General features: G+C 50.1%; 20 protein-coding genes. 13 read left to right on the plus strand and 7 right to left on the minus strand.

What is annotated here, in order from left to right; all coding sequences use genetic code 11:
* The 12 genes from ACO1NT_RS09075 to ACO1NT_RS09130 all read left to right on the plus strand — a co-directional run.
* A partial coding sequence (locus tag ACO1NT_RS09075; RefSeq protein WP_449048299.1) for an acyltransferase family protein occupies positions 1 to 1,224 on the plus strand: 1,224 nt, incomplete at its 5' end.
* Positions 1,225 to 1,336: 112 nt separating this feature from the next.
* The gene (locus ACO1NT_RS09080; RefSeq protein ID WP_449048300.1) at positions 1,337 to 1,561 is read left to right on the plus strand and encodes a helix-turn-helix domain-containing protein; all 225 of its coding nucleotides are present in this window, start codon (positions 1,337 to 1,339) and stop codon (positions 1,559 to 1,561) included.
* Positions 1,562 to 1,707: 146 nt separating this feature from the next.
* On the plus strand, positions 1,708 to 1,986 hold the full coding sequence (rpsO, locus tag ACO1NT_RS09085) for a 30S ribosomal protein S15 (RefSeq protein ID WP_449048301.1): 279 nt from the start codon (positions 1,708 to 1,710) through the stop codon (positions 1,984 to 1,986).
* 248 nt (positions 1,987 to 2,234) lie between these two features.
* Positions 2,235 to 2,726, plus strand: coding sequence for a hypothetical protein (locus ACO1NT_RS09090; protein WP_449048303.1), 492 nt, complete (start codon positions 2,235 to 2,237; stop codon positions 2,724 to 2,726).
* A 76-nt stretch (positions 2,727 to 2,802) separates the two neighbouring features.
* A complete protein-coding gene (locus ACO1NT_RS09095; protein WP_449048305.1) occupies positions 2,803 to 3,180 on the plus strand; it encodes a hypothetical protein in 378 nt (125 codons plus the stop codon).
* Positions 3,181 to 3,216: 36 nt separating this feature from the next.
* A complete protein-coding gene (locus ACO1NT_RS09100) occupies positions 3,217 to 4,062 on the plus strand; it encodes a hypothetical protein (protein WP_449048306.1) in 846 nt (281 codons plus the stop codon).
* Positions 4,063 to 4,120: 58 nt separating this feature from the next.
* Positions 4,121 to 4,801, plus strand: a complete 681-nt coding sequence (locus ACO1NT_RS09105) for a response regulator transcription factor (RefSeq protein ID WP_449048308.1) — start codon at positions 4,121 to 4,123, stop codon at positions 4,799 to 4,801.
* Positions 4,798 to 6,111: a sensor histidine kinase gene (locus tag ACO1NT_RS09110; protein WP_449048309.1), complete on the plus strand. Its 1,314-nt coding sequence runs from the start codon at positions 4,798 to 4,800 to the stop codon at positions 6,109 to 6,111. Before ACO1NT_RS09105 ends, ACO1NT_RS09110 begins: the two co-directional genes overlap by 4 nt.
* A 21-nt stretch (positions 6,112 to 6,132) precedes the next feature.
* A complete protein-coding gene (locus ACO1NT_RS09115; RefSeq protein ID WP_449048311.1) occupies positions 6,133 to 7,611 on the plus strand; it encodes a BNR-4 repeat-containing protein in 1,479 nt (492 codons plus the stop codon).
* A gap of 125 nt (positions 7,612 to 7,736) precedes the next feature.
* Positions 7,737 to 9,590: an endonuclease/exonuclease/phosphatase family protein gene (locus ACO1NT_RS09120; RefSeq protein WP_449048313.1), complete on the plus strand. Its 1,854-nt coding sequence runs from the start codon at positions 7,737 to 7,739 to the stop codon at positions 9,588 to 9,590.
* A 573-nt stretch (positions 9,591 to 10,163) separates the two neighbouring features.
* Positions 10,164 to 10,838 carry a 3-keto-disaccharide hydrolase gene (locus ACO1NT_RS09125; RefSeq protein ID WP_449048315.1) on the plus strand — a complete coding sequence of 225 codons (675 nt, stop codon included), beginning with the start codon at positions 10,164 to 10,166 and terminating at the stop codon, positions 10,836 to 10,838.
* Between the two features lie 27 nt (positions 10,839 to 10,865).
* A complete protein-coding gene (locus ACO1NT_RS09130) occupies positions 10,866 to 12,233 on the plus strand; it encodes a Gfo/Idh/MocA family oxidoreductase (protein ID WP_449048316.1) in 1,368 nt (455 codons plus the stop codon).
* Positions 12,234 to 12,239: 6 nt separating this feature from the next.
* Here ACO1NT_RS09130 and ACO1NT_RS09135 read toward each other — a convergent pair whose 3' ends face one another.
* Complete coding sequence (locus tag ACO1NT_RS09135) at positions 12,240 to 13,970, minus strand: hypothetical protein (protein WP_449048317.1); 1,731 nt, start codon at positions 13,968 to 13,970, stop codon at positions 12,240 to 12,242.
* A 273-nt stretch (positions 13,971 to 14,243) separates the two neighbouring features.
* On the opposite strand from ACO1NT_RS09135, the gene ACO1NT_RS09140 reads away from it, so the two are divergent.
* The gene (locus ACO1NT_RS09140) at positions 14,244 to 17,162 is read left to right on the plus strand and encodes an FAD-binding and (Fe-S)-binding domain-containing protein (protein WP_449048318.1); all 2,919 of its coding nucleotides are present in this window, start codon (positions 14,244 to 14,246) and stop codon (positions 17,160 to 17,162) included.
* A gap of 25 nt (positions 17,163 to 17,187) precedes the next feature.
* Here ACO1NT_RS09140 and ACO1NT_RS09145 read toward each other — a convergent pair whose 3' ends face one another.
* The 6 genes from ACO1NT_RS09145 to ACO1NT_RS09170 form a co-directional block, all read right to left on the minus strand.
* On the minus strand, positions 17,188 to 17,589 hold the full coding sequence (locus tag ACO1NT_RS09145; RefSeq protein ID WP_449048319.1) for a response regulator: 402 nt from the start codon (positions 17,587 to 17,589) through the stop codon (positions 17,188 to 17,190).
* Between the two features lie 10 nt (positions 17,590 to 17,599).
* Complete coding sequence (locus ACO1NT_RS09150) at positions 17,600 to 19,897, minus strand: PAS domain S-box protein (protein WP_449048320.1); 2,298 nt, start codon at positions 19,895 to 19,897, stop codon at positions 17,600 to 17,602.
* A 168-nt stretch (positions 19,898 to 20,065) separates the two neighbouring features.
* Positions 20,066 to 21,502, minus strand: coding sequence for a Glu/Leu/Phe/Val family dehydrogenase (locus ACO1NT_RS09155; protein ID WP_449048321.1), 1,437 nt, complete (start codon positions 21,500 to 21,502; stop codon positions 20,066 to 20,068).
* 120 nt (positions 21,503 to 21,622) lie between these two features.
* Positions 21,623 to 21,841 (minus strand): CcmD family protein, encoded by a 219-nt coding sequence (locus ACO1NT_RS09160; protein ID WP_449048322.1) that lies wholly within the window; start codon positions 21,839 to 21,841, stop codon positions 21,623 to 21,625.
* Positions 21,842 to 21,909: 68 nt separating this feature from the next.
* Positions 21,910 to 22,578 carry a cytochrome c biogenesis protein CcsA gene (ccsA, locus tag ACO1NT_RS09165; protein ID WP_449048323.1) on the minus strand — a complete coding sequence of 223 codons (669 nt, stop codon included), beginning with the start codon at positions 22,576 to 22,578 and terminating at the stop codon, positions 21,910 to 21,912.
* Between the two features lie 24 nt (positions 22,579 to 22,602).
* Complete coding sequence (locus tag ACO1NT_RS09170; RefSeq protein WP_449048324.1) at positions 22,603 to 23,262, minus strand: heme exporter protein CcmB; 660 nt, start codon at positions 23,260 to 23,262, stop codon at positions 22,603 to 22,605.
* Between the last annotated feature and the right edge of the window lie 30 nt (positions 23,263 to 23,292).

Here is a 23,292-nt window from a genome sequence, read left to right on the forward strand (position 1 = left end):
AAAATAGCAAAAATGGATAAACGTTATTATTCGCTTGATGTGTTCCGCGGGGCTACGGTGGCCCTGATGATCCTGGTGAACAACCCCGGTAGCTGGTCGCACCTTTTCTCGCCATTGGGCCATGCGGAGTGGCACGGGGTTACACCGACCGACTTGGTATTCCCGTTTTTCCTATTTGCCGTGGGCAACGCGATGGCTTTTGTGATGCCTCGCCTGCGGGAAGGCGGCGATGCCGCATTTTGGAAGAAAATATTGAAGCGCACAGCGTTGATTTTCGGTATCGGGCTGCTACTCAACTGGTGGCCGTTTGTGCGGTGGGAGGGGGATATGCTGGCGTTCAAACATTGGGTGGACCCCAATAACCCCGAGCGGGGCATCCGTATCTTCGGTGTGTTGCAGCGTATTGCGCTTGCCTATTGTTTTGCTTCCATCGTGGTGTACTATCTTAAAGAAAAGTGGGTCATCATCGTATCCGCGGTCTTATTGCTGGGGTATTGGTTGCTATGCGTGGCGTTTGGTGGTAGCGATCCATATAGCTTGGCAGGCTGGTTCGGTACGGCGGTAGATAAGGACGTGCTCGGCATTGCCCATCTGTACCGGGGTGAGGGCGTTCCGTTCGATCCTGAAGGCTTGATGAGTACCTTGCCAGCTATCGTCCAAGTGGTAGTGGGTTACCTCACGGGGCGGTATATCCGCGCCCAGGGCCAGGTAAGTTGGCTGTGGCCCCGGCTGCAAGCGTCGGCCGAACCGCTCGATAGAATGCTTGCGGGATTGTTTGTCGTAGCGGCGCTGCTGGCTTTGCTAGGTTTGTTCTGGGGATTGGAGTTCCCGATCAACAAGAAAATATGGACAAGTTCGTACGTGCTTTACACCAGCGGACTTGCATTGTTTACCATTGGGGCAATGATCTGGTTTATCGAGGTGTTGGGTACGCGGAACTGGCTGACCCGGTTCTTCGATGTCTTCGGCAAGAATCCCTTGTTCATTTTTGTATTAAGTGGGATGCTGCCACGGTTGCTTGGGCTGATTCGCATCCCGATGGGCGTAGATGATTCGGGTGGAACACGTTATACCACACCGCTCCGGTGGTTCTATACCGAGGTCTGTGCGCATGCGCCGGGGCCGCCCGAGGTGGGGTCGTTTTGCTATGCGCTGGCATTCTTAGCCGTTTGCTGGAGCATTTGTTACGCATTGGATAGGAAAAAGATTTATATTAAGGTATGACGACGCGTCGTGTCTGCTTCGTATCCAGGCGTAGTGAAGGAAAGATATGCGTTTTGTTTTTATTAAACAAATATGTTTAGTGTGAATTTCAAACATTTCCCTTGTTTGCCGCATGGCAATAGATATTCAAACATTCAAAACCCACTTGGGCTGGCGTATCCGGGTGCTCAGGGAGCGCCGCGGCCTTACCCAAATGGAGCTTGGGGCATTGATTGATAAAGATTTCCAGGCCATCAGCCGGATGGAAAAGGGCCGGGTGAATCCGTCGGCTTATCAAGTGTATGTATTGGCCGGAGCGCTCGGCGTGCCTATCGAGGAGTTTTTTGAGTTTACCTAATAGGAGCAAGGATTAGCGAGCAAAGAGCAAACTGCAAAAAAGCAAAAGGCAAAAACCAAATCCCATTTGCACTGTAATTAAAATTGATGTACCTTTGCGGCCGTTATTTATTATTTAATTGTTTACGCTTTAATATTATTCAAGTAATGTATTTAAGTAAAGAGTACAAAACAGGCATTTTCGCTGAATTTGCGGGAAGTGCAACCAACACCGGTTCGGCGGAAGGACAGGTGGCTTTATTTACCAAGCGGATTGCCCACCTCACGGAGCATCTGAAATCAAACCGGAAAGACTTCGCGACCCAGCGTTCATTGCAGAAGCTGGTCGGTAAACGCCGGGCTTTGTTGAAATACCTTTTCCACAAAGACATCACCCGTTACCGTGCCATCATCAAGGCATTGGGGCTGCGCGACATCATCAAATAAGTTAAAACCATGAACGGAAAAGCCACCTATCGGGTGGCTTTTTTTTGCCAAGACAGTACGGGTTGCCTGCCGGTAATGTAGTCGTATATTTGGATTGAATTCCTAATGGCGTCGCGATATGGCCGTGCGCAATCTTAAGATGGGATATTTTGAGCATATAAAAGGAAGAATATTTCAATTTCTTTTTGATTTTCATCTTCTCTTCATTTTCCATGAGCAGCTTTGTCTTAGTTAAAATTGAAAGAATCATGAAAAAACTGTTCATTTCAGCGATAGCCGTGGTGGCGATGCTCACCACCTTCGCACAGGAAAAAACAACGAAAGTAAAAGTTGCTTCAAAGAACGAAACACGTGCTGAAGCGGGTGCGGGTAGTGTGAAAACGAAGCAAAAGATGAAAGGGAAAGCGGAAGCCGAGAACGCAATGCTTGTGCGGTCTGCCGCGGATGTAGCCCTTGAAGCCGTAGATGAGGTCTCAGCAGACGTTATTGACAACCAACCCCTAAACGCTGCTGCCGAACATGGCATCGCCGTTAGCACGGTAGCTACATCTCCCGAGCTGATCGGAGCGAAAGGTGCTATGGTGAGCGAGATAGCCACCATCAAAGCATTGGAGGCATCCCCAAACGCCGCCAACATCAAGTTGAAACCCACCATCAAGACAAACATGCGCATGAAGGTAAAGCCGGTTAATGTGTCCACCATGGTACGTGTTAAAGGCGGTTTAGGCGTAAAGCTCTAGTCGATACTATTCGTCGGAAATGGGTATATTTGTGGGATGTCAGCCGACTTGGCTGACATCCATTATGTAACTTGCAATGGATCGTACCACTGTTGTCGCTTTTTGGTCTTTGGTGTTTTGCCTATTCGTTCGCAATGCACCGGCCAACGCGTTCGAGCCCGTTCCGGTTCCGCAGGTGACGGATACCGTTCGTATGGCGCAACAGCAGGATAAACAGGAACAAGAAGGGCATCGCCGGGAACCAAAGGCCAAGGAGGGAAAACCTCTGGAAACGGTCAAATCCAGCAATGTCAAGCCCGATGCGGTGGTGAAAGATATCCGACAGACCGTGAAACGGGTACCCAAGACGCGACGGAAGGTTAAGCCGATTTCGGTCGTTCCGGTAAAGCCGCCCGTAAAGGTGAAAATACCTAAGCTAAAAACCATCACCCCGCGGGTCAAGATAAAACTTTGATCGGTAGACTATCACGATTTATATATCTACTCACTAATGAAAACGAAATTGCTTTTGGTCTGTGCCTTGATGGCCGGCATTGTCCTCCATGGGCATGCCCAGACCGATTCTACCAAGAAAGAGACTACCCTGACGATGGCTGCTATTTATAGCACCAATGCGAGTTACTACGGCCAAACCGCCGAAGAGCGTTTGCCTTACGTGCTGCTGAATGCGACGCTGAGGACGCCATTCCATTTGTACCTGACTGCGGGCGGATATAAACTGTTGACAATCGACGGTGCGCTTTCCGCCTCCCAACTCGGGGCAGGCTTCGAATTCCAACTTGGAAAAAACGTGGCGTTGGACCTTGGCTATATCCGATCGTTCTTCCCTGAGGGATCGCCGCTGCTCCAAGCGGCGAATACCGATAACGCAAGTACGTCGTTCGCCGTAGATCATCTATTTAAGACCGAATTGACCGGCGACTATATGTTTGGCAAAGAGGAAGATTATTTCTTAACCCTGGGCAACTCGAAGCGCGTTAAGATCGGACAGTTTACGCCGAAGGACATAGTTGCCATCGAGCCCGGAGTCGAGCTCGCAGCTGGTACCCAGCGGTACTACCAATATTATATAACCGAAGGGCATCGCTTGGGGAGGTTAGTAGACCTGTTGCCCATTACCCCGCCCGGACAATCACAAAATGAACCGGACACGACCTTGGTACAGTCGACAGATTTTAAGATGATTTCATATACGCTCTCGCTACCGGTGTATTATTTCCGTGCCAGCTACGCGGTTTCGGCCTCATACCAGCTGTCCGTTTTGGACCCGAATGTGGAAGCGCTATCCAAGAAACCGCGCTCGTTTTTCAATGTCGGTTTTTATTACCAGTTTTGAGTTTGCAAACGAAGCGGCGTGAGGCCATGGGTGTCGTGCCGCTTAACGTGCCATTATAATGAATGTACTAATAGTCGAAGATGTGCGCAGCCTCGCAATGGAGATCGAGGCGTTCCTGAAAAGAACACATTATGTCTGCGAGCATGTGCGGGATGCGGCTTCGGCGTGCGAGAGCCTTGGGATAAATACCTATGATTTCGTACTTCTGGACCTAGGATTGCCCGATAGGGATGGGCTTGAAGTCTTGAAGGACTGTAAGAAGTACAATCCGGAGGCAGCTGTCATCATACTCACCGCTCGGGGCAATCTGGAAGATCGGATCAAAGGACTGGAGTTGGGCGCGGATGACTACCTCCCCAAGCCCTTTTCTTTATTGGAATTACAGGCACGAATGCAAGCGATAAGCAGGCGGAAATTCGGGTTGGTTGACGACACCGTATCGATTGGGAATTTCACCGTGGACCTCACCAAACGATTGGTATGCCACCGCGACATTGAGGTCGCGCTCTCCCGGAAAGAGTTCGATATCTTCAGCTACCTGCTGATGCATCGGGACAGACCGTTGAGCCGGTTACAATTGTATGAGCATGTTTGGGGCGATTTCGCGGAAATTGAGAACGATTCGAATTACATCGACGTGCATATCAAGAATGTCAGGAAGAAGCTCGGTGAATTTGCGGATGTGTCCTGGTTGGAGACCATTCGCGGCATCGGCTACAAAATCAAATCCCAGAAATGAACCTGAACACCAAGTTAACGCTGTATTTTACGTTATCCAAATTAGCAATTATAGCGGTATTCTTGTTGTTGTTGCCTTATATTTTCAACTGGATTTCGCAGGCCTCCATCAACAATTACCTTCGGCTGCAAGAGGCTAAGGTGTTTACGACCATTGAGCACGATGGGCTTGCGTATTACCTACAAGATGATGAAAGTTTCGGTAGCTACACCATGCTGAAGGAGGAATACATTTCCATGGAGCCAATCGGACCCGAGGTAGCGGATATAAACCGGATTGCCGATGGGTTAAGGCTTATCGAGTCGGACACCCTCGACTATCGTATACTCAGCCGCACTTTCAGCTATGACAACCAACGTTACCTGCTTGAGATCGGCCGGACGACGGCAACTATCAGGCTATATAGCCTTGCTATCCGTCGCATTGCATTGTATGTACTCGTGGGGTTGCTGTTCGTAACCATCATACTCGATTTTTTCTTTTCTAGGGTCATCCTGAAGCCGTTGGGGCAAATCATTGAGACCCGGCTTGTCTCGCAGCGTTTTCCATTCAAGGGAAATATGGAGCCGATCAATACGTCGACGAACGATTTTCGCATCCTGGATAAATCGTTCATCCAATTGATGGAGCGAATCCGGCAAGATTTCGACCGCGAAAGGGAATTTACAGCCAATGCTTCACACGAACTATTGACGCCAATCAGCGTTTTGAAAACCAAGATCGAAAACCTCATGCTTTCGGACAACCTAGCTGAGTCGGTAGCCGAGAAGCTAATGGAGATGATGCATACGTTGAACCGGCTGAGCGGGATTGTCCAGTCGATGCTATTGATTGCCCGGGTCGACAACGAACAATTCCACAAAGGAGACGACGTCCAGTTGGGAAAGCTTATCAATGGTATACAGGAAGAATTGGCGGACCAATTGGAAGAAAAGGATATCATATTCTCCAATAAGATTGTTCGAGAAAAGGCGATTCCCGACATGAATAGGGAACTGCTTCTGCAACTTTTTTCAAATTTACTGCGGAATGCTATCCGTTATAACCGACGAGGGGGAACCATAGCGGTTTATGATGCTCATGCGGCGGGCCGTTATTGGGTACACATCCGGGATTCGGGCGAGGGAATCCCGGCGTCGATGCGCGAGGAGATTTTTGGGCGTTTCAAAATGGGACGCAATCGCCCAGATGGCGGATTCGGGTTGGGCCTATCGATAGTGCGCAGCATCGCCCAGTTCCTTTCGATTACGGTCGAGGTGGAATCGGCCGAAGGGAAAGGGACCGTTTTCTCGGTAGGTTTCCAAGAGTGAATTAATCAATATATGAAAAATATGGGTTTGTTAAGAAGCATGTATTTGTTGGCCGGTCTCGTTTTTTTCAGCCTGTTGGCCACAGCCCAGCCGTATGCCTCGCTGAATAACGAGAAAATCGCTGGCTACCGTGGCATCTGGTTTACGTTGGGGCAATTCTCCGCTTATGGCGACAAATATTCCGGCGGGTTGGGCACCTACACTGCCAAGCATATTCCCTTGGCCATCTATTCACCGGAGGCGGATAAAACGTTTTTCGTATACGGCGGTATCGTGAAGGGCCGGGTGAGTGATGCCGACCCACTCACCACGGCACCGGATAAAGCCCGTGGTGATTACCTGGTGTGTATGATCGGGAGCTACGACCATAAAACACGTACGGTGGAACAGCCCACCGTGGTACACGACAAAGGAGGTGTTTTTGACCCGCATGACAACCCGTCGATCGCCATGGATTCCGACGGCTATATCTGGGTGTTTGTAAGTGGGAGGGGGCGTGGTAGGCCAGGGTTCATCTATAAAAGCAGTTCCCCGAACGCCATCGAAAAATTTGACCTGATCTCCGAACGGGAGATTACCTACCCGCAGCCGAAATATTTGGCCGGTGAGGGGTTTTTGCATCTTTTTACCAAGTACTTGGGTGTTAGGTTGCTGTATTTCAACACGAGTGCCGATGGCGTTGAATGGACGGATGACAAGCAGCTCGTCGCGATACGACGGCCCGAAGACAAAAATGCCGGCCATTACCAAATCAGTGGACAATTGGGCAAGAAAATCGTGTTTTTTTATAATTGGCACCCAAATGGCAATGTAGATCGCCGGACAAACATCTATTACGTGCAAACCACCGATTTCGGTCGCACCTGGACCACCGTGGACGGCACGCCGATTACTATTCCCATAACCGAGGTGAATAATCCCACGCTGGCCAAGGAATTCTTCTCAAAAGGAGAGAATGTATATATTAAAGACGTTGCGTTTGATAGGCACGGCAATCCCGCGGCGCTGTATCTTTCGGGGGTCGGGCACCAGCCCGGACCCCAAAATGGGCTGCGGAAATGGCAGGTGATCCATTGGACGGGGAAGGAATGGGAAAATCACGAAATAACCACGTCTGACCACAATTACGATACCGGTAGCCTTTGGATCGAAGGTGATAAGTGGGTGGTGGTTGCCCCTACCGAAAATACGCCGCAGGAATGGGGTGGTGGCGGCGAACTCATACTCTGGGAGAGCAAAGACGACGGTAGGACCTGGAAGGCGAAGAAGCAGATTACAAAGAAAAGCGAGCTGAACCATAATTACGTACGGAAAGTAGTGGACGGAAAAGATCCTTTTGCCTATTTTTGGGCTGACGGCGATCCCCATAACCCGAGTGAATCCTATTTGTATTTTGGCGATTCCAAAGGTCGTATGTGGCAACTGCCCTATGCGATGGATGGCGACCGTGCAAAGCCAAAGAGAGCGCGCACCCACCGCAGAGCTGACCTCGAAAATTGAACAATCGTTTGCGTTCGCCGAAGGGTTGCGAATTTAAATCGCAAGGTGTATTATTGAACTAATTGATAACCCCGGCACCGTTATGGCGCCCTTGGTAATGGAATAGTTTTAATGATATGGACCTGATGAAAAGAAAATTCTTGCTGCTTTTAGGGCTTATTGTTGTTGTATCGTCTTTCGCGAACGAACTGCCGGTACAGGAGGAAAACGCCATACGATTGATGTCGTATAACGTCCGAAATGCGCGTGGGATGGATGACATCACCGACTACCAACGGGTAGCCGATGTGATCAACGAGGCCGCGCCCGACATCATTGCCATCCAGGAGCTGGACAGCGTAACAAACCGAAGCAACCAGGTCGATGTGCTTGATGTGTTATCCAGGAATACGCTGATGTTTCCCTCCTATGCCGCTGCCATTGACTTCGATGGCGGGAAATACGGGATAGGGGTGCTTTCGAAGGAAAAGCCCTTGAGCGTCAAAAGGATCGCCCTTCCGGGACGCGAAGAAGCACGCATGCTCCTTATCGTAGAACTGGACGCGTATTATTTTGGTTGTACGCATTTCTCCCTGAACGCTGAGGATCGGCTGGAAGCCGTAGCCATTATCAAACGGGAGGCCGCGAAGTTGGATAAACCGTTCTTTCTAGCGGGAGACATGAACGCATCGCCCGAATCACCGGTGCAGGAAGCCATGAATGAATCATTCACCGCGCTGACATCGCCTAAGCAAAATACCTTCCCCGCCACCGACCCTACGACCTGCATTGACTATATCTATGGCTATAACGGGATGGAAGGTTGGTCGAGGCTGACCAATAGGGGCGTAATTGCTGCTGAAATGGCATCGGACCATCGGCCCCTGTATGCTGAGGTCCGGTTACATGCTGCGAAGGATAAGATTTTCCGAACCACGCCCTACCTGCAAAACCCTACAGGAAATGGCATGACCATCTCATGGCTTACGAATGTGCCGGTGCACAGCTGGGTCGAGTACGGTACGGATGGCAACCTAGACCAAACCCTGCAGCTTTATGTAGATGGGCAAATGCTTTGCAATAATTACCACCACAAGTTCCGCCTGGAAAACTTGGAGCCGGGCAAAACGTATAGTTACCGCGTGTATTCAAGGGAAATCGCCGTTTATGAAGCATACCGCAAGGAGTTCGGGGAAACCGCTGTTTCGGAGACCTATACCTTCCGGTTGCCTTCAGCGCACGACACGGACTTCACGGCCCTTATTTTCAACGACCTGCACCAGCGCCGGGAACTTGTGGATATGTTCTCGGAATTGATCGAAGACGTCGACTATGATTTTGTCATCTTGAATGGCGACGTTATCGACGACCCAAGAGATGAGGCGCAGGCTGTTGCATCCATGTCATACATGAATGAGCATTTCGGTGCGGAAACGGTTCCGATCTTCTACATGCGGGGTAATCACGAAATCCGTAACGCCTATTCCATCGGGCTCCGTGATTTGCTTGATTACGTGGGTGACAAAACGTATGGATCGTTTAATTGGGGGGATACCCGCATCGTGATGCTCGATTGCGGCGAGGATAAGGAAGACAATCATTGGGTGTATTATGGCTTGAATGATTTCACAGGTCTGCGGAAAGACCAGGCAGGTTTCTTGAAGGACGAACTGGGCAGTAGCGCCTTCAAAAATGCGAAGAAAAGGGTGTTGGTACACCATATACCCATCTATGGCCTACGCGAAGGGAGTTACAATCCAAGCTTGAAAGAATGGGGGGACATCCTGGAAAAGGCACCGTTCGACGTCGCCCTGAATGGCCATACCCATCGGTTCGCCTACCATCCGAAGCACACGGTAGGCAATAACTTCCCTGTGGTAGTGGGAGGAGGCAACAACGCGCAAAGTGCTACCATGATGATACTTGAAAAAGTGGGGGACGAGATGACATTACGGGTGCTTGACGCCAAGGGAGTGGAAAAGCTAAAGTTGGAAATGTAGGGGGCCATACCTGATTTTCGGATTATTCTTTGTATCGGTAGTGGCTGTACCCGTATCGTTTATATGGCTGCCAAAATTCGAGGCGGAGAAACAAGTGGACGATAACCGCTGCTATTGCGCGGGATGGTGCCGGTATCCGGTTGGGGTACGCTAGGGGTTCGCTTCGGGTCGGCTTCGGTGCAGCGATTGTACAGCGACTGGCCTTGGTCTAGACTTCTACTGGCGGCGCCAATCCAAGTCTAGTCTCAGCACAAATCAAATCCAAACGTTGTCCGCATGGAGGTCCGAAGCCGATCCGGAGCCTACTCCTCGCGGTAGTACCGCCACCGTAGCGATACATATGGGGAGTGCCCTTTGTTTGGGTCTTTCATTAATAGCAAAATTAATCTTTACGGAGATGGTCGCTCGGACAGAAGTAGTTATTCGCAAGGGCGACCGTATTTAGGGCGATGGCCGAATCACTAAGTTAGCATATCGCTACTTTCAAAATTTTATGCGTATCGTACATTTTAATCCGTAACTTAACCACGGTGAAGGTTGCCGACAGCAAGAAGTCAATTTAAGATAATGATGATGCGTATAAACAGATTGTATTTAACAGCGGTATGTGTGTTTTTCTGCCTCGGCACCAGCGCCGGTGATGGCGGTCGTGCAACCTTTGTGAAGGCACCCGGGCCGACGGTGGAAGCGGGATGGATATCCCTTTTTGACGGCAAAACCCTAGATGGGTGGCGGGTAAATGAAAACCCCGAAACGTTTAGTGTTAAGGACGGCGCTATCGTGGTGAATGGCATGCGGTCGCACCTATTTTACGCCGGCGATATAAATAATCATGATTTCAAGAATTTCGAATTGAAGCTAGAGGTGATGACCTATCCGGGGTCAAATTCGGGTATTTATTTCCATACGCAGTTTCAGGAAAAAGGTTTTCCGGCCATTGGCCACGAGGTGCAGGTCAACATTTCGCATACCGATTGGCGGCGATCTGGCAGCATCTACGGCGTAGTGCATGTGGATACGGTACCTGTGGTCGATAAACAATGGTATACGCAACATATTATCGTCAAGGACAAAACGGTTCGGATATTGATTGATGGGAAGCTTATCTTGGAGTATAACGAACCGGATACCAAGACGGCACCCCATACGGGGCGTACCATTTCAAGCGGAACCTTCGCGTTGCAAGGTCACGACCCGGGGAGCAAGGTGCTGTTCCGTAACATTCGCGTGAAGATACTTCCCGATTAGACTTTCAGCCAAATTCTTTTATAAGCCATGAACGATACCCTTTCAACATCGCGGAGAGATTTCCTCCGCACCGCCGCCGCGGCTGCCGTCAGTGCACCGTTTATTTTGGATACAGCTTTTGCCGCTCCACCCGCCCGCAAGCTCTGGCATGCCTGCATTGGTGTGGGCGGTATGGGTGGCCATGATTTGCAGAATTTCAAGTCCCACCCCGATGTCGAAATTGTGGCGCTATGTGATGTCGATGAAAACCATTTAAAGAAAGCTGCTGAGCTTATTCCCGGGGCCCGCCTTTACACCGACTGGCGGGAGCTGTTCAAAAAAGAAAAGCGTAACATGGATGCCGTCAATGTGACGGTGCCCGATCATAATCATTTCATCATCGCCATGGAAGCCATCGATGCCGGTAAGCATGTGTATTGCCAAAAGCCGATGTGCCATGACGTGGCCGAGGTGCGGGTGCTCACCCAAGCGGCGATCAAGGCGGGGGTAGTTACCCAGCTTGGTACCCAGGTTGCCTCATCTATCGGCGACCGAACGGCTGTGCAGTGGATAAAGCAGGGCGCCATCGGAAAAGTTAAACATGCTTATCTCTGCTCAAACCGGTCGGGCATTGCGGGGTATCGCCTCGCCGGACCGCGGCCTGCACAAGCTCAGGAAGCGCCCGCGACCTTGGATTGGGATAAGTGGGTCGGTACGGCACCCATGCGGCCCTATGCGCCCGGGATCTATCACCCGGCAATCTGGCGGGCTTGGCAAGACTTCGGTACAGGCTGGTCGGGCGATATCGGTTGCCATATCTTTGATGCGGTTTGGAAAGGGTTGGATATGAAGCCACCCCTATCGGTCGTAGCCGAGGTGCAACAATCATGGAAAGATTCGACCGAACGTAGGGGCGATACCTGGCCGCAGGGTAACCACATCACGTGGATGTTCCCCGGCAACAGCAAAACGGCTTCGGATGTTTTGCCATTGGAGTGGTTCGACGGCGAATTCTATCCGCCGGAGGAAGTCCGTTCTTTGTATAAAGCTGGAGATTACCCAGAAGAGGCTGCGATGTTGATTGGTACCGAAGGAGCGTTGCTTATCCCGCATCAGGGAACGCCGGTACTCCTTCCCGAAAGCAAATTCGAGGATCATCAATACCCCCAGTTGGAAGAACGCAACCATTATCATCATTTCGTAGATGCCTGTTTGGGTAAGGCGCAGACGGAATCGCATTTTGCCCAGACCGGACCAATGACGGAGGCCATCTTGTTAGGCACCGTTGCCATACGGGTACCAGGCACATTGTTGGAATGGGATTCAGCCAGTATGAAGTTTCCCAATTATCCCGTTGCGGAGCAGTACTTGCGCCGATCGTACCGAAAAGGGTGGAAAGTGAAAGGGTTTGGGTAGGTATTCTTAGCGGGAATACAACAATTCTACCTTGTCCAAATCGTCAAACTGCAGTTTCTTTTCATCAAGAAGCACTTCTTGCTTCATACCCGGTTGGGCATGGATTTGATAGGTGTTATCGATAAAATTATTGGTGCCTTTGATTTGATGGGTATAATCCCCCACAACGAGGTGGTTAAACGTGCTGTTATTTACCGATATACGGCTCACAGGCCTATTCTTGTCTGCTCCCCGCAGCATGATGTTGCAAACGCCGGAAGTCAAGCCGCTGATATTGATGTCGTCTATATGCCCGTTGAACACGATATTGCCATTAATAATGAAGTTTCCCGAAAATAGGAAGTTGTAGCCGATACCGAAACGGAAGTCAGGGTTAAGGTATCCCGTTTCCTGATCATCGAACTTAATGGCAAATCCATTTACTTGGTTAGCTTCTTGGCAAGAGAAGTTAATGGCGTTTCCCCACTCCAGATCGTGTACCCGATAAGCTGCTTCCTGTCGATAAGTGACATAGTATACGGAAGCGGATGACGGTCTGTCGCCTTTCCAGATAATTTTAACAGCACCCTGATAGGCACCCGTATCGATCTGCTCAATAACGAAATCCTCGCCCACTATCCATTCGTTCCCACCTGTTCTAGGCTGGCTGCCAATACGGACGATTTCGCTGTACCGCGGTAAGCCATACCATTCGCGCCGTTGGTTTTCGTCAGGCCGGTCAACCACATAATGATCATGGATGGTAAGCCAATCCCAATCCTTTTCAGGTCGCCGTTTAACGATGGCTTCGGGATAAGGGTTGAGCCGATCGCCATATTTGCCCTTTGGTCCGGCGAAGATACCACTGGTAAAGGAGCACGAGCTGTTGTGTATGGAAGGGGCTTGCCCTCCCACCCAATCGAAAAACACGCCATCCGTGAAAATGGACGGATTGCCCATGGAATAGATCGATTCGAATTGATATTCACCTTGTCCGCAATGATTGCCATTGTCCAGTCGGATACCTGTTCGGGCATCAAGCCGATTGACATTAGCGACGCGGACATGTCCGCCCGATCCTTGGATATCAATACCTACTTCGAAAAACCGTTGGGCTAGGATGCCACCGGTATGGTTTTCGCCGATATCGACGTTTGTGACAACCACATGGTCTAATAAAAAATTTCCTGTACTCGAATCGCCCGTGGTCTCAATGATTCCCACGTTGTGGTCGGGGAAATATACGATATGCGCAATAGAAATGGCTGCGGAACCCGCGATGGTTTTGGGGGCTAGCTGATCGGCCAATTTAATCGTTAGTTGTTCTACTCGGCACCCTTTGTGTCGTACCCTCAGCGTCGCGGCCGGCACCCGCTTGAAATCGGACCGAGCACGGAACCCAAAGTCGCGCTGCGCATTGTGTTGGATAATGCGGGTGGTTCCCACCCCATCTCCCCGGAAAATTTGACCCGTTTGGCTGGATTCGATGGTACCCCTGTTGGGCATCGCACTACCGTTGAAATGATAATGGCCCGCTGGAAAATAAATCGTTGCGCCTTGTGGAGCGCGTGTCATGATAAGTGCAATCTGCACCGTGTTGAAATCGGCAAACGCCGGATCATTTTTCACCAAGGGTTTGGTAACATACTTTCCGTCGACTTCATCCACCTTAATATATTGTCCGAAAAGCGATGGAGCACCAACCGTAAGCAGAATGACCGAACAACAAAAAATCCGAGCAAATCTTAATAAACTCATAACGTAAGACGATAGCAACATTGCGGAGCTCACAAGCCCCAGATAACACCATTGGTTAAATACAGCCTCCAAAGATAATCCTTTGCCTATAAACGGCGCCCCGGTCTGTGCTGCATAATTGATCGGCTGCGCCGAACCTATTGATGTACGCTATTCAAGACACATTACTCAATCTTATCAAAACTGCCGTTTACCTTACCATCATGGAACTTAGTTCGTACTGAATACCCAGAGGATACGTATCTTTAGCACGTGAATAAGGGAAATAGGATCATGCAAGGCCTGGAACAACTGGAAAGTCGCTTGGAGGGCCGGTTTTATTACAACGAAACGGCGCAGCACCGAGCATTGCTCCGTGCCTATGCTACGGATGCATCGGTGTACCAGGAACTTCCCCTAGCGGTAGCCATTCCCTGCCACGCAGCGGACTTGGAGGCGCTTATTGCGTTTGCAGCTACCTATGGGGTTACATTGATTCCACGCACGGCCGGAACCTCCCTGGCAGGGCAGGTCGTAGGGCGGGGTGTTGTTGTGGATGTGTCCAAACACTTTAATAAGATATTGGAAGTCAATGTAGAAGAACGCTGGGTGCGTGTGCAGCCGGGTGTCATCCGCGATGATCTCAACGCTTACCTACGGCCTTATGGCTTGATGTTCGGGCCAGAAACTTCCACAGCGAGCCGGGCTATGATAGGGGGTATGGTGGGTAACAACTCATGTGGCCTCCATTCCATTGTGTGGGGCGATACCCGTAGCCATCTGCTCGAAGCAACGGTGCTCCTGGATGATGGGTCGGAAGTGATGTTAACGGCATTGGATGAAGCGGCGCTGTTTAACAAACTGACCTTACCCACACGCGAAGGCGACATCTACCGCCGGATGAACGATTTGTTATCGGATACAGGCAACCGAGAGGCCATCAGATCAGGGTATCCCAAACCTACCCTTACCCGGCGTAATACGGGCTATGCGTTGGATATGATGCTCGACACGGATGAGCCGTTTAATCTCTGCAGGCTGTTTGCCGGATCGGAAGGGACCCTGGGTATCCTTACGGAAGCGAAATTAAACCTGCTTCCGTTGCCGCCTGCGGAAGTGGGGTTGCTCTGCATCCATTGCCACACGCTCATCGAGTCGATGCACGCGAACGTCGTGGCCCTGCGCCACCGTCCGGAAGCATCCGAATTGGTGGATAAGTACATCATGGATTTTACCAAAGGCCACCCAACTTACCAATACAACCGGTTTTTCATCGAAGGTGACCCGGCCGCGTTGCTGATGGTTGAGTTTAGGGGCAACACCGCGGATGAGGTGCAACGCAAAGCCGATGCATTGAAAGCCGAATTGGTGGCCGAAGGACTCGGCTACGCCCATCCGCTGATTACCGGCCCACAAACCAACCTCGTGTGGGATGTGCGTAAGGCAGGTCTCGGTCTGATACGGAACCTACCGGGTGATACCCAGCCCGTAAACCTCATAGAAGATTGCGCCGTGCCGCCGGAAGACCTTCCGGCGTATATCGAAGATTTGCAACGCATACTCCGGCACCACGGATTGGATGCATCGTATTATGCCCATGCCGGCGCGGGGGAAATACATGTTGAACCGCTGATTAATTTGAAAACCGACGCGGGGAGACAGGCTTTCCGGTCGGTGCTGACGGATACTGCGCAACTGGTAAAGAAATATAATGGTTCCTTGAGCGGTGAGCACGGTGATGGCCGCCTCCGTGGTGAATTTATCGGTGCGGTGCTTGGCGAGAAAGTATATGGCTTGTTAAGGGAGGTCAAAGTGATTTTTGACCCCCAAGGTGTTTTCAATGCCAATAAAATCGTTGATACACCACCGATGGATAAGTTCCTGCGCTATGAACAAGATACCAGCAATGTAAAGATTGATACGGTATTTGATTTCCGCAAGCAGGAGAGTATTTTGAGGCTCTCGGAAAAATGCTCGGGTTCGGGTGATTGCCGGAAGACACATGTAAGTGGGGGCACCATGTGCCCTTCGTATATGGCCACGCGGGAGGAAAAGGATACGACACGTGCGCGGGCCAATTTGTTGCGTCAGTACCTTACCGCATCACCCAAACCCAACCGTTTTGACCACCCGGAAATCAAAGAGGTGATGGACTTGTGCCTGAGCTGCAAGGCGTGCAAAACAGAATGCCCTTCGGGCGTGGATGTGACGAAGATGAAAGCGGAGTTCTTGCAGCATTATTACGATGCGAACGGCACGCCGTTCCGCGCTCGGGTAATTGCTAACTTCACCAAATCGCAACAGTTGGCTGCATATGTGCCATGGTTGTATAACTGGGTCATCAAGAATAGGGTGCTGTCTCCATGGGTAAAACGCATACTTGGATTTGCCACGGAAAGGTCGCTACCCGAAGTGGGTAACACCACCCTACGGAAGTGGATCCGGCGCCAGGTGCGTAACCGAGACCAACAGGGAGAAGAAGTACGTACCGTTTACCTATTTTGCGACGAGTTTACCGAATATAATGATGTGGGTATCGGACAAACTGCCTACCGATTGCTTACCGCACTCGGCTACCAGGTAAGGTTGACCAAGCATCTGGAAAGCGGACGTACCTATCTGTCTAAAGGATTGGTTCGGAAGGCAAAAGCCATCGCCAATGGCAATGTCGGGTATTTAAAAGATGTGATATCGGCGGATACGCCCCTTATTGGTATCGAACCCTCTGCCATCCTGACTTTCAGGGATGAATATCCAGACTTGGTCGATGAACAACTATTGGTCGATGCCCGGAAATTGGCTAAAAACGCCCTCTTGATCGATGAATTTTTAGCGCGGGAAATGGATGCAGGCAACATCGATCCGGCGTTGTTTTCAGACAACCCACGAAAAATAAAACTCCATGGGCACTGCTACCAAAAGGCATTCCACCTGGTGGAATATACCTCGAAAATATTGGCCTTTCCGAAAGGACATGAAGTAACCGTGATCCCTTCGGGTTGCTGCGGTATGGCAGGTTCTTTCGGGTACGAGAAAGAACACTTTGAGGTATCGATGAAAGTGGGAGAATTGGTGTTGTTACCTGCCGTTCGGAATATGCCGCAAGAAGAATGGGTGGCTGCGCCGGGCACCAGCTGCCGGCATCAAATCAAAGATGGGGCAAACCGAAGGGCCTACCATCCGGTAGAAATCCTTTGGCAAGCCGTGCGATAATCCGATCCGTAATGGGGCCGGGCTGTTAGGAAAAGAAAGGTGCCATTTTTTTATGTTGTTTAAGCATTTCGAGCTTCTCCCTTTTCAACGGCTTGATCATGTAATCAATCACGAGTTCGAATGCCGCTGCCGTTTTCTCGTCGGCCCGATCAATCGATGAGGTGACGATGACAACATGGATGTGATGATGGTTAGGTAACCGCTGTAGTTGATCAAGCACTTCCCAGCCACTCATGGTGGGCATATTGATGTCCAGGAAAAGAAGGTAGCAAACATCCGGTTCGTTATGTTCGTTGATGTACGTTATGGCTTCCTGCCCGTTGGTGAAACATCGCGGTCGTGTTGTGATACGCAGGTTGCGCAACATGATATCGGCCATTAAGTTGAAGATTTCGTCATCGTCGACGACCAGGACACGTAGTTCCATAGGTTGATTGCTAAGTAAGGTTGACTTGCTCTGCTTTTTCCGTGATGTCTCCCAATACATCGTCCAATTCCGTCGCAGACTCGTAGATGGCACGAAGTAACTGATGCTGGTCGACGCCGGGTGATGGCCCCATTTGGATAAGATCGACCAAACCCATAATCCGTGCAAGCGGTGCCCGCACCATATGCGACTGCATCCAAGCGATTTCCTGTAGTTTTTTGTTTTGCGTTTCGATCGCTTCGACGTAGTAAAGTTTTAAGGTGATATCATTCGCTAAAACAAGCTCGGCTTTTCGCCCGTGAAACTGTATGATGTTGCTCTGGATATCGACCTGAATGATTTCTCCGTTTTTTTTGCGGTGCTTGAACGTGCCCTGAAAAAATAATTTATTATATCCCTTTGATTGTGCAACGGCTGCTTTCAATTTGGGTATTTCTTCCGGCGGCCTGATATCGATAACGGTCATCGATAGGAACTCTTCGCGCGTATACCCATAATGGTTAATCGCTGCGGTGTTGACGTCAAGGAAATCGTAAGTCTCCAGGTCATACACCCACATGGGTTGTGGGCTAAGGTGGAAAAGATCGCTGTATTTTTGTTCAGATTGTGCTACCTCATTAAGGTGTTTCTCCAGTTGGGCATGCAATTGTTTCAATTGCAATTCGGCTTGTTTGGTCTCCGTAACATCCAAGCAGGCCCCGATCAATTTTACCGGTTCCCGATTATCGTTCAGTACCAATCGCGCCCATGACCGTAAATGGCGGATATCACCATCGGGCCGGATAATCCGTTCCTCGAATACCGTGTCTTCATGGGTCTCGAAGATTTGCTTAACCAATTGTTCAATCCGTTGCCGGTCTTCGGGATGTACCAAAGCCAAATAATTGTCGTAACTGGGAGCAAATGCTGTCGGGTCGACTCCGTATATTTCACACAGCACCGGTGACCACGTGTGCTGGTTCGTTTCCAGGTCCGATTGCCAATTGCCGAAGCGTGCGAGTTCCTGCCCTTGGGCCATCATGCTTGTAACGTTGCGGGCCCGATCGGCGTTTCGGCGATTTTCGATAATGATATGGAGCAACGCACTCATCCGGTCAATGATGAGGAGTTCGTCGGGGTTGGGGAATTTTACTTGTTTGTAATAAATACCCAGCACGGCCATTGCTTCGCCTTGCGAATCAATGACGGGTTGGGACCAACACGCCTTGAGATCGTGTTCAAGCGCCGCGACCTTGATATCGGCCCATTTTGGGTCCGTGGAAATGTCACTGACAATGATGCGTTCTTTTCGATAAGCAGCTGTACCGCACGAGCCCACATGATCACGGATGGGAATGTCGTGAATCATGGCGTTATAAGACTCGGGCAAAGACGGTGCGACCCAGTGGACCAAACGATTGCCTTGAACCTTCAATATCGAGCAATGCATGCCCCGATAAAGCGCTTCAATACCGAGGACATATTCGGATAGGACAGTCGTCAGCGGCGTCTCGGAGTGTGCACTCATCTCCAGTATCCGCTTTTCCAATTCGTCCAAATCAGTAAGGCGTTTGCTGTCGGTGATATCCTGGGCGATACCGTAAATACGGACGCATGAGCCACCTACTAAATCCGATTTACCGACGATAGACAACCAGCGTTCATTACCCTTAGCAGTGACCATAGGCAGCATGAGGCGGAACACCGTACTGTCTTTCGTTGCTTTCATAAAGGCATCTTCGAAAGTGCGCCTCGCATGCGGGTCGGGGTAAAACTCATCGAGTACCCTGAATCCCGGCTCAAAACCTTGCCCTACTTCGTAAATGTCCCGTAACCCCTCGGACCACATGACCGTTTGATGCGCCATATTGACTTCCCAGCTACCAATACGCGCGGTGCGTTGTGTCTCTTCGAAGAATTTTTCATCATGGACGCTATCGGTTACGTCGGTCATTGACCGGATGATGAATTTAATTTCCCCTTGTTCGTCCAAAACCGGGGTGTTGACGACTTCGAGGTACATCACATCGAGTCGTAATGGATTGTCAGCGGTTGGGAAGGCATATTTTTGGGGTGCCGCTTTGCTGGCTTTTTTGGTTTGGATGACTTCGTCAAAAACATTCCGCCAGATCGACTCATTTCGGTACGGATTGGTGGGGAAAATTTCAAAGAAACCTTTCCCAACCATATCGTCGCGCCGGGTATGGGTTATCTTCAGATAGGCGTCGCTAACGTTGATGACGGTAAAGAAGGGAGCATCAGGCAGCAATACCAAGCATGGGGTAGGTAGCGCTTGGAACACTTCCGAATAATGCTGTTCGCCAATCATGGCCCTTGTATTAATTTAGTTGTTTTCCTATAGTATTAGCTACAAGTATATAAAAATAGATGCTTTCTTCTAAAAAACCTAAAATTATTTTGTTCAAGATGGTGCGGGAAGAGGAAACCCATCGGCCTGCTATCCCGAATTCGGGGTGGCAGGCCGATGGGAGGAAAATTAAGGCCAGATGCCTAGATTTTGGTAAGAAACAGCTATTTTGTTGATCGCCCCTACCAACGCAGCGGTACGAAGGGTGTCGATGGCTTTGTCGGAATTCCGAATTTCCCGGATTTCGTGATAGGCTCTGATCATCGTGTCTTCCAAGCCCGAATTGACCAATTCGAGTTCATCGGCACCTTTTACGATGGTCATGCGTTCGGCAGCCGTAAGCGATTTGCCGGTCATGGTTTCCACGGTATTGATCAGGTTCTGGTTGGCCATTTCTTCGTATCGTTTGTCCATGCGGCCGAAAGAAACGTGCGACAAGTTTTTCAACCACTCGAAATAAGATACCGTTACGCCACCCGCATTGCAATACATGTCGGGAATGATAATGCCTTTCCGCTCGACGAATGCGGCGGCGGCTCCCGGCGTGGTGGGACCATTTGCGCCCTCAGCAATGATCTTAGCTTGGATGCGGCCGATATTTTCTTCCGTAATCTGGTTTTCCAGCGCTGCCGGTACTAGAATATCGCAAGGCTGCTCTAGGCCCTCGGAAGGTGTTTTAAACGACTGCGCAGCCTTTTTGTAACCGAGTATAGAACCCGTATTTTTACGGTGCTCCAAGATGGCGTCAGGGTCTAACCCATCAGCGTTGTAAAGTGCGCCATCGTATTCGCATACGCCCACGATGATGGCACCGAATTCGAGGAGTACTTTGGCCGCATTATAGCCAACATTACCGAGCCCTTGCACGATGACCCGCTTTCCGGCGATACCCGGTGTGAGCCCAATAGTCTTCATGTCTTCGGCAACATCCACGCACTCCCGGATGGCAATGGCGACGCCGCGTCCGGTTGCAGCCTTCCGGCCGCTGATACCGTGCAGCGATAAGGGCTTTCCTGTTACGCAACCGAAAGAATCCAATTGGCCGGGGTTCATGGTGGTATAAGTGTCGGCAATCCAGCTCATTTCCCGTTCGCCTGTGCCGTAATCGGGGGCGGGAACATCGATGGCCGGACCGATAAAATTCTTCTTGATCAGTTCGACCGTATATCGCCGGGTAATATTTTCAAGCTCCCCAACGGAATAGTTTTTCGGGTTGATGGCTATGCCACCTTTGGCTCCACCGAATGGAACATTCACGATGGCACATTTGTAGGTCATCAGTGCAGCAAGTGCCATCACTTCATCTTCATTGACCATATCGCTGTACCGGATACCACCTTTGGTGGGCGACATATGCTGGGAGTGCTCTACCCGCCAGGCATTGATGACCTCAAGGTTATCGCCCCGACGGAAAGGGAAGCTGAATCGGTAAACGCTGTTACATACCTTGATCTGGTTCAATAACCCCTGTGGGTGCTTGGTAAATTGGGCCGCATGATCAAAAAACGCGGATACGTCATCGAAAAAATGGGGTTCTTGTGCTTTTTCTGCTATTGATTTAGCCATAACAATGTTTATTTATTGATATTCTTGGTGACTTTATTCATTGCCGTATGCATTTCCCGGGGGGTGGGGATGGCATTACCGGGTGAAACCACGCAGCCAAGCACGAAAGTGAATAGCGGATTACCGCTCTTGTTGCTTCTCTAGCCGCGACAGCTTCCTGTCGATGGTAAATAGGTAAATAGCCAGCCCCGTAAAAAGCACGACCAAAACGGCCACTACCACATAAATCTTGCCCGAACTGCGCAAACCCGTAGCCATTTCGACCCCGGTACTTGATTGGGCAAAACTACACATTAACCCACTGATAACTAATAGCAAAGAAAGAATTGTCTTTTTCATATCGTTTTGTGATAAACGTTGTTAAAATTTGTCGTTTAATCGATTTATAATTGACATTATACCAATGTTTACGGTGTTGCCGTAAGGTTTTGATATTCCATTCTGCGCATGCGGTAACGCAGCGTCATCAACCACACTCCGATAAGTATCCAGCCAATGGCACCCGGGTATAACACGGCTTTCATCGAACCATCGAGGTCGAATTCACCGAACCCCGAATTCCCGCCGGCACCAGGGTGGAGGGAATCGGTGGTTTTGGGCAGTATATACATGAGCACGATCATGATCGGAAATGCAAAGATGTTGTATATGGCGGATATGCGGGCCCGCTTTTGCTCTTCTTCCAGGGCGTTGCGTAACACCAGGTAGGCCAGGTACATCAATGTGCCAATGGCCGATCCGTTTAGTTTGGGGTCATTGGGCCACGGTGCCCCCCAAGTGAAATTGGCCCATAACATCCCGGTGAGTAGGCCGAATATACAGAATATGATGCCTACGTTAACGCTCTCGACAGCTACTAGATCGTGCCGGGGGTTGGCGGAAGATAAGTACTTGATGCTATAGACCACCGATATGGTATAGAGCGTGAACATTGTAAACCACATGGGCACATGGAAATACACGTTGCGGATGGTTTCATTTACAATGGGCAACGCGGGTACGTGCCCCAGCAACCCCATGATAATACTATACAGCAACAATAAAACAGCAAGGACTTTCCACCAATATTTTTTCATGTCTTGATTGTTCTTTTTTCCGATTCAGTCTCTCCAAAGGTACGGAAATAACAGCAAAGAAATGCCAACCGTAATGATGTTGATTGCCACGAGTACGATGAGCTCGTCGTAGCTGGCGCTGCGATCCAATCCATCCAGGGCATTTTTAGAAACTTTTATCAACACGAGCAGCATGGGGATGATAATAGGGAAACTGAGGACGGCCATGAGTGTGCTATTATTGCCTGCCTTGGCGCTGATGGCGGCTACCATAGTGAATACACCGGCAAAGCCGATGGCGCCGAGGGCTACCACCGCGACGTAGAGGATGGGGTCTCCGAGGGGATTACGAAAGATGATGGAATAGACCAAGTAGGCTATTGCAGACAGCAATAGCATGATAAGCATGTTGTAGATGATCTTTGAAATGATTACTGCCCGGGCGCTGGCAATCGTATAATAATACAACTGCCGCCCCTGGCTTTCCTGTACAAAGCTTTTATTGATGGCATTGACCGAGGCAAACAATAAGATAATCCAGAACAAGGCATTCCAAGTGGTGGGGTCCACGGACTTAAATGCTTGGTAGCATACAAAAACCGTAGACACTACATAGAGGACGATGCCGTTGATGGCGTACTTGGACCGCCATTCCAACACGATGTCCTTCCGGATGAGAGACCTTACCGCCTTGAATGTCTGCATGGCCGCAAAGATACGACCTCGTACGCAATT

It is taken from the genome of Parapedobacter sp. (genome assembly GCF_053550995.1).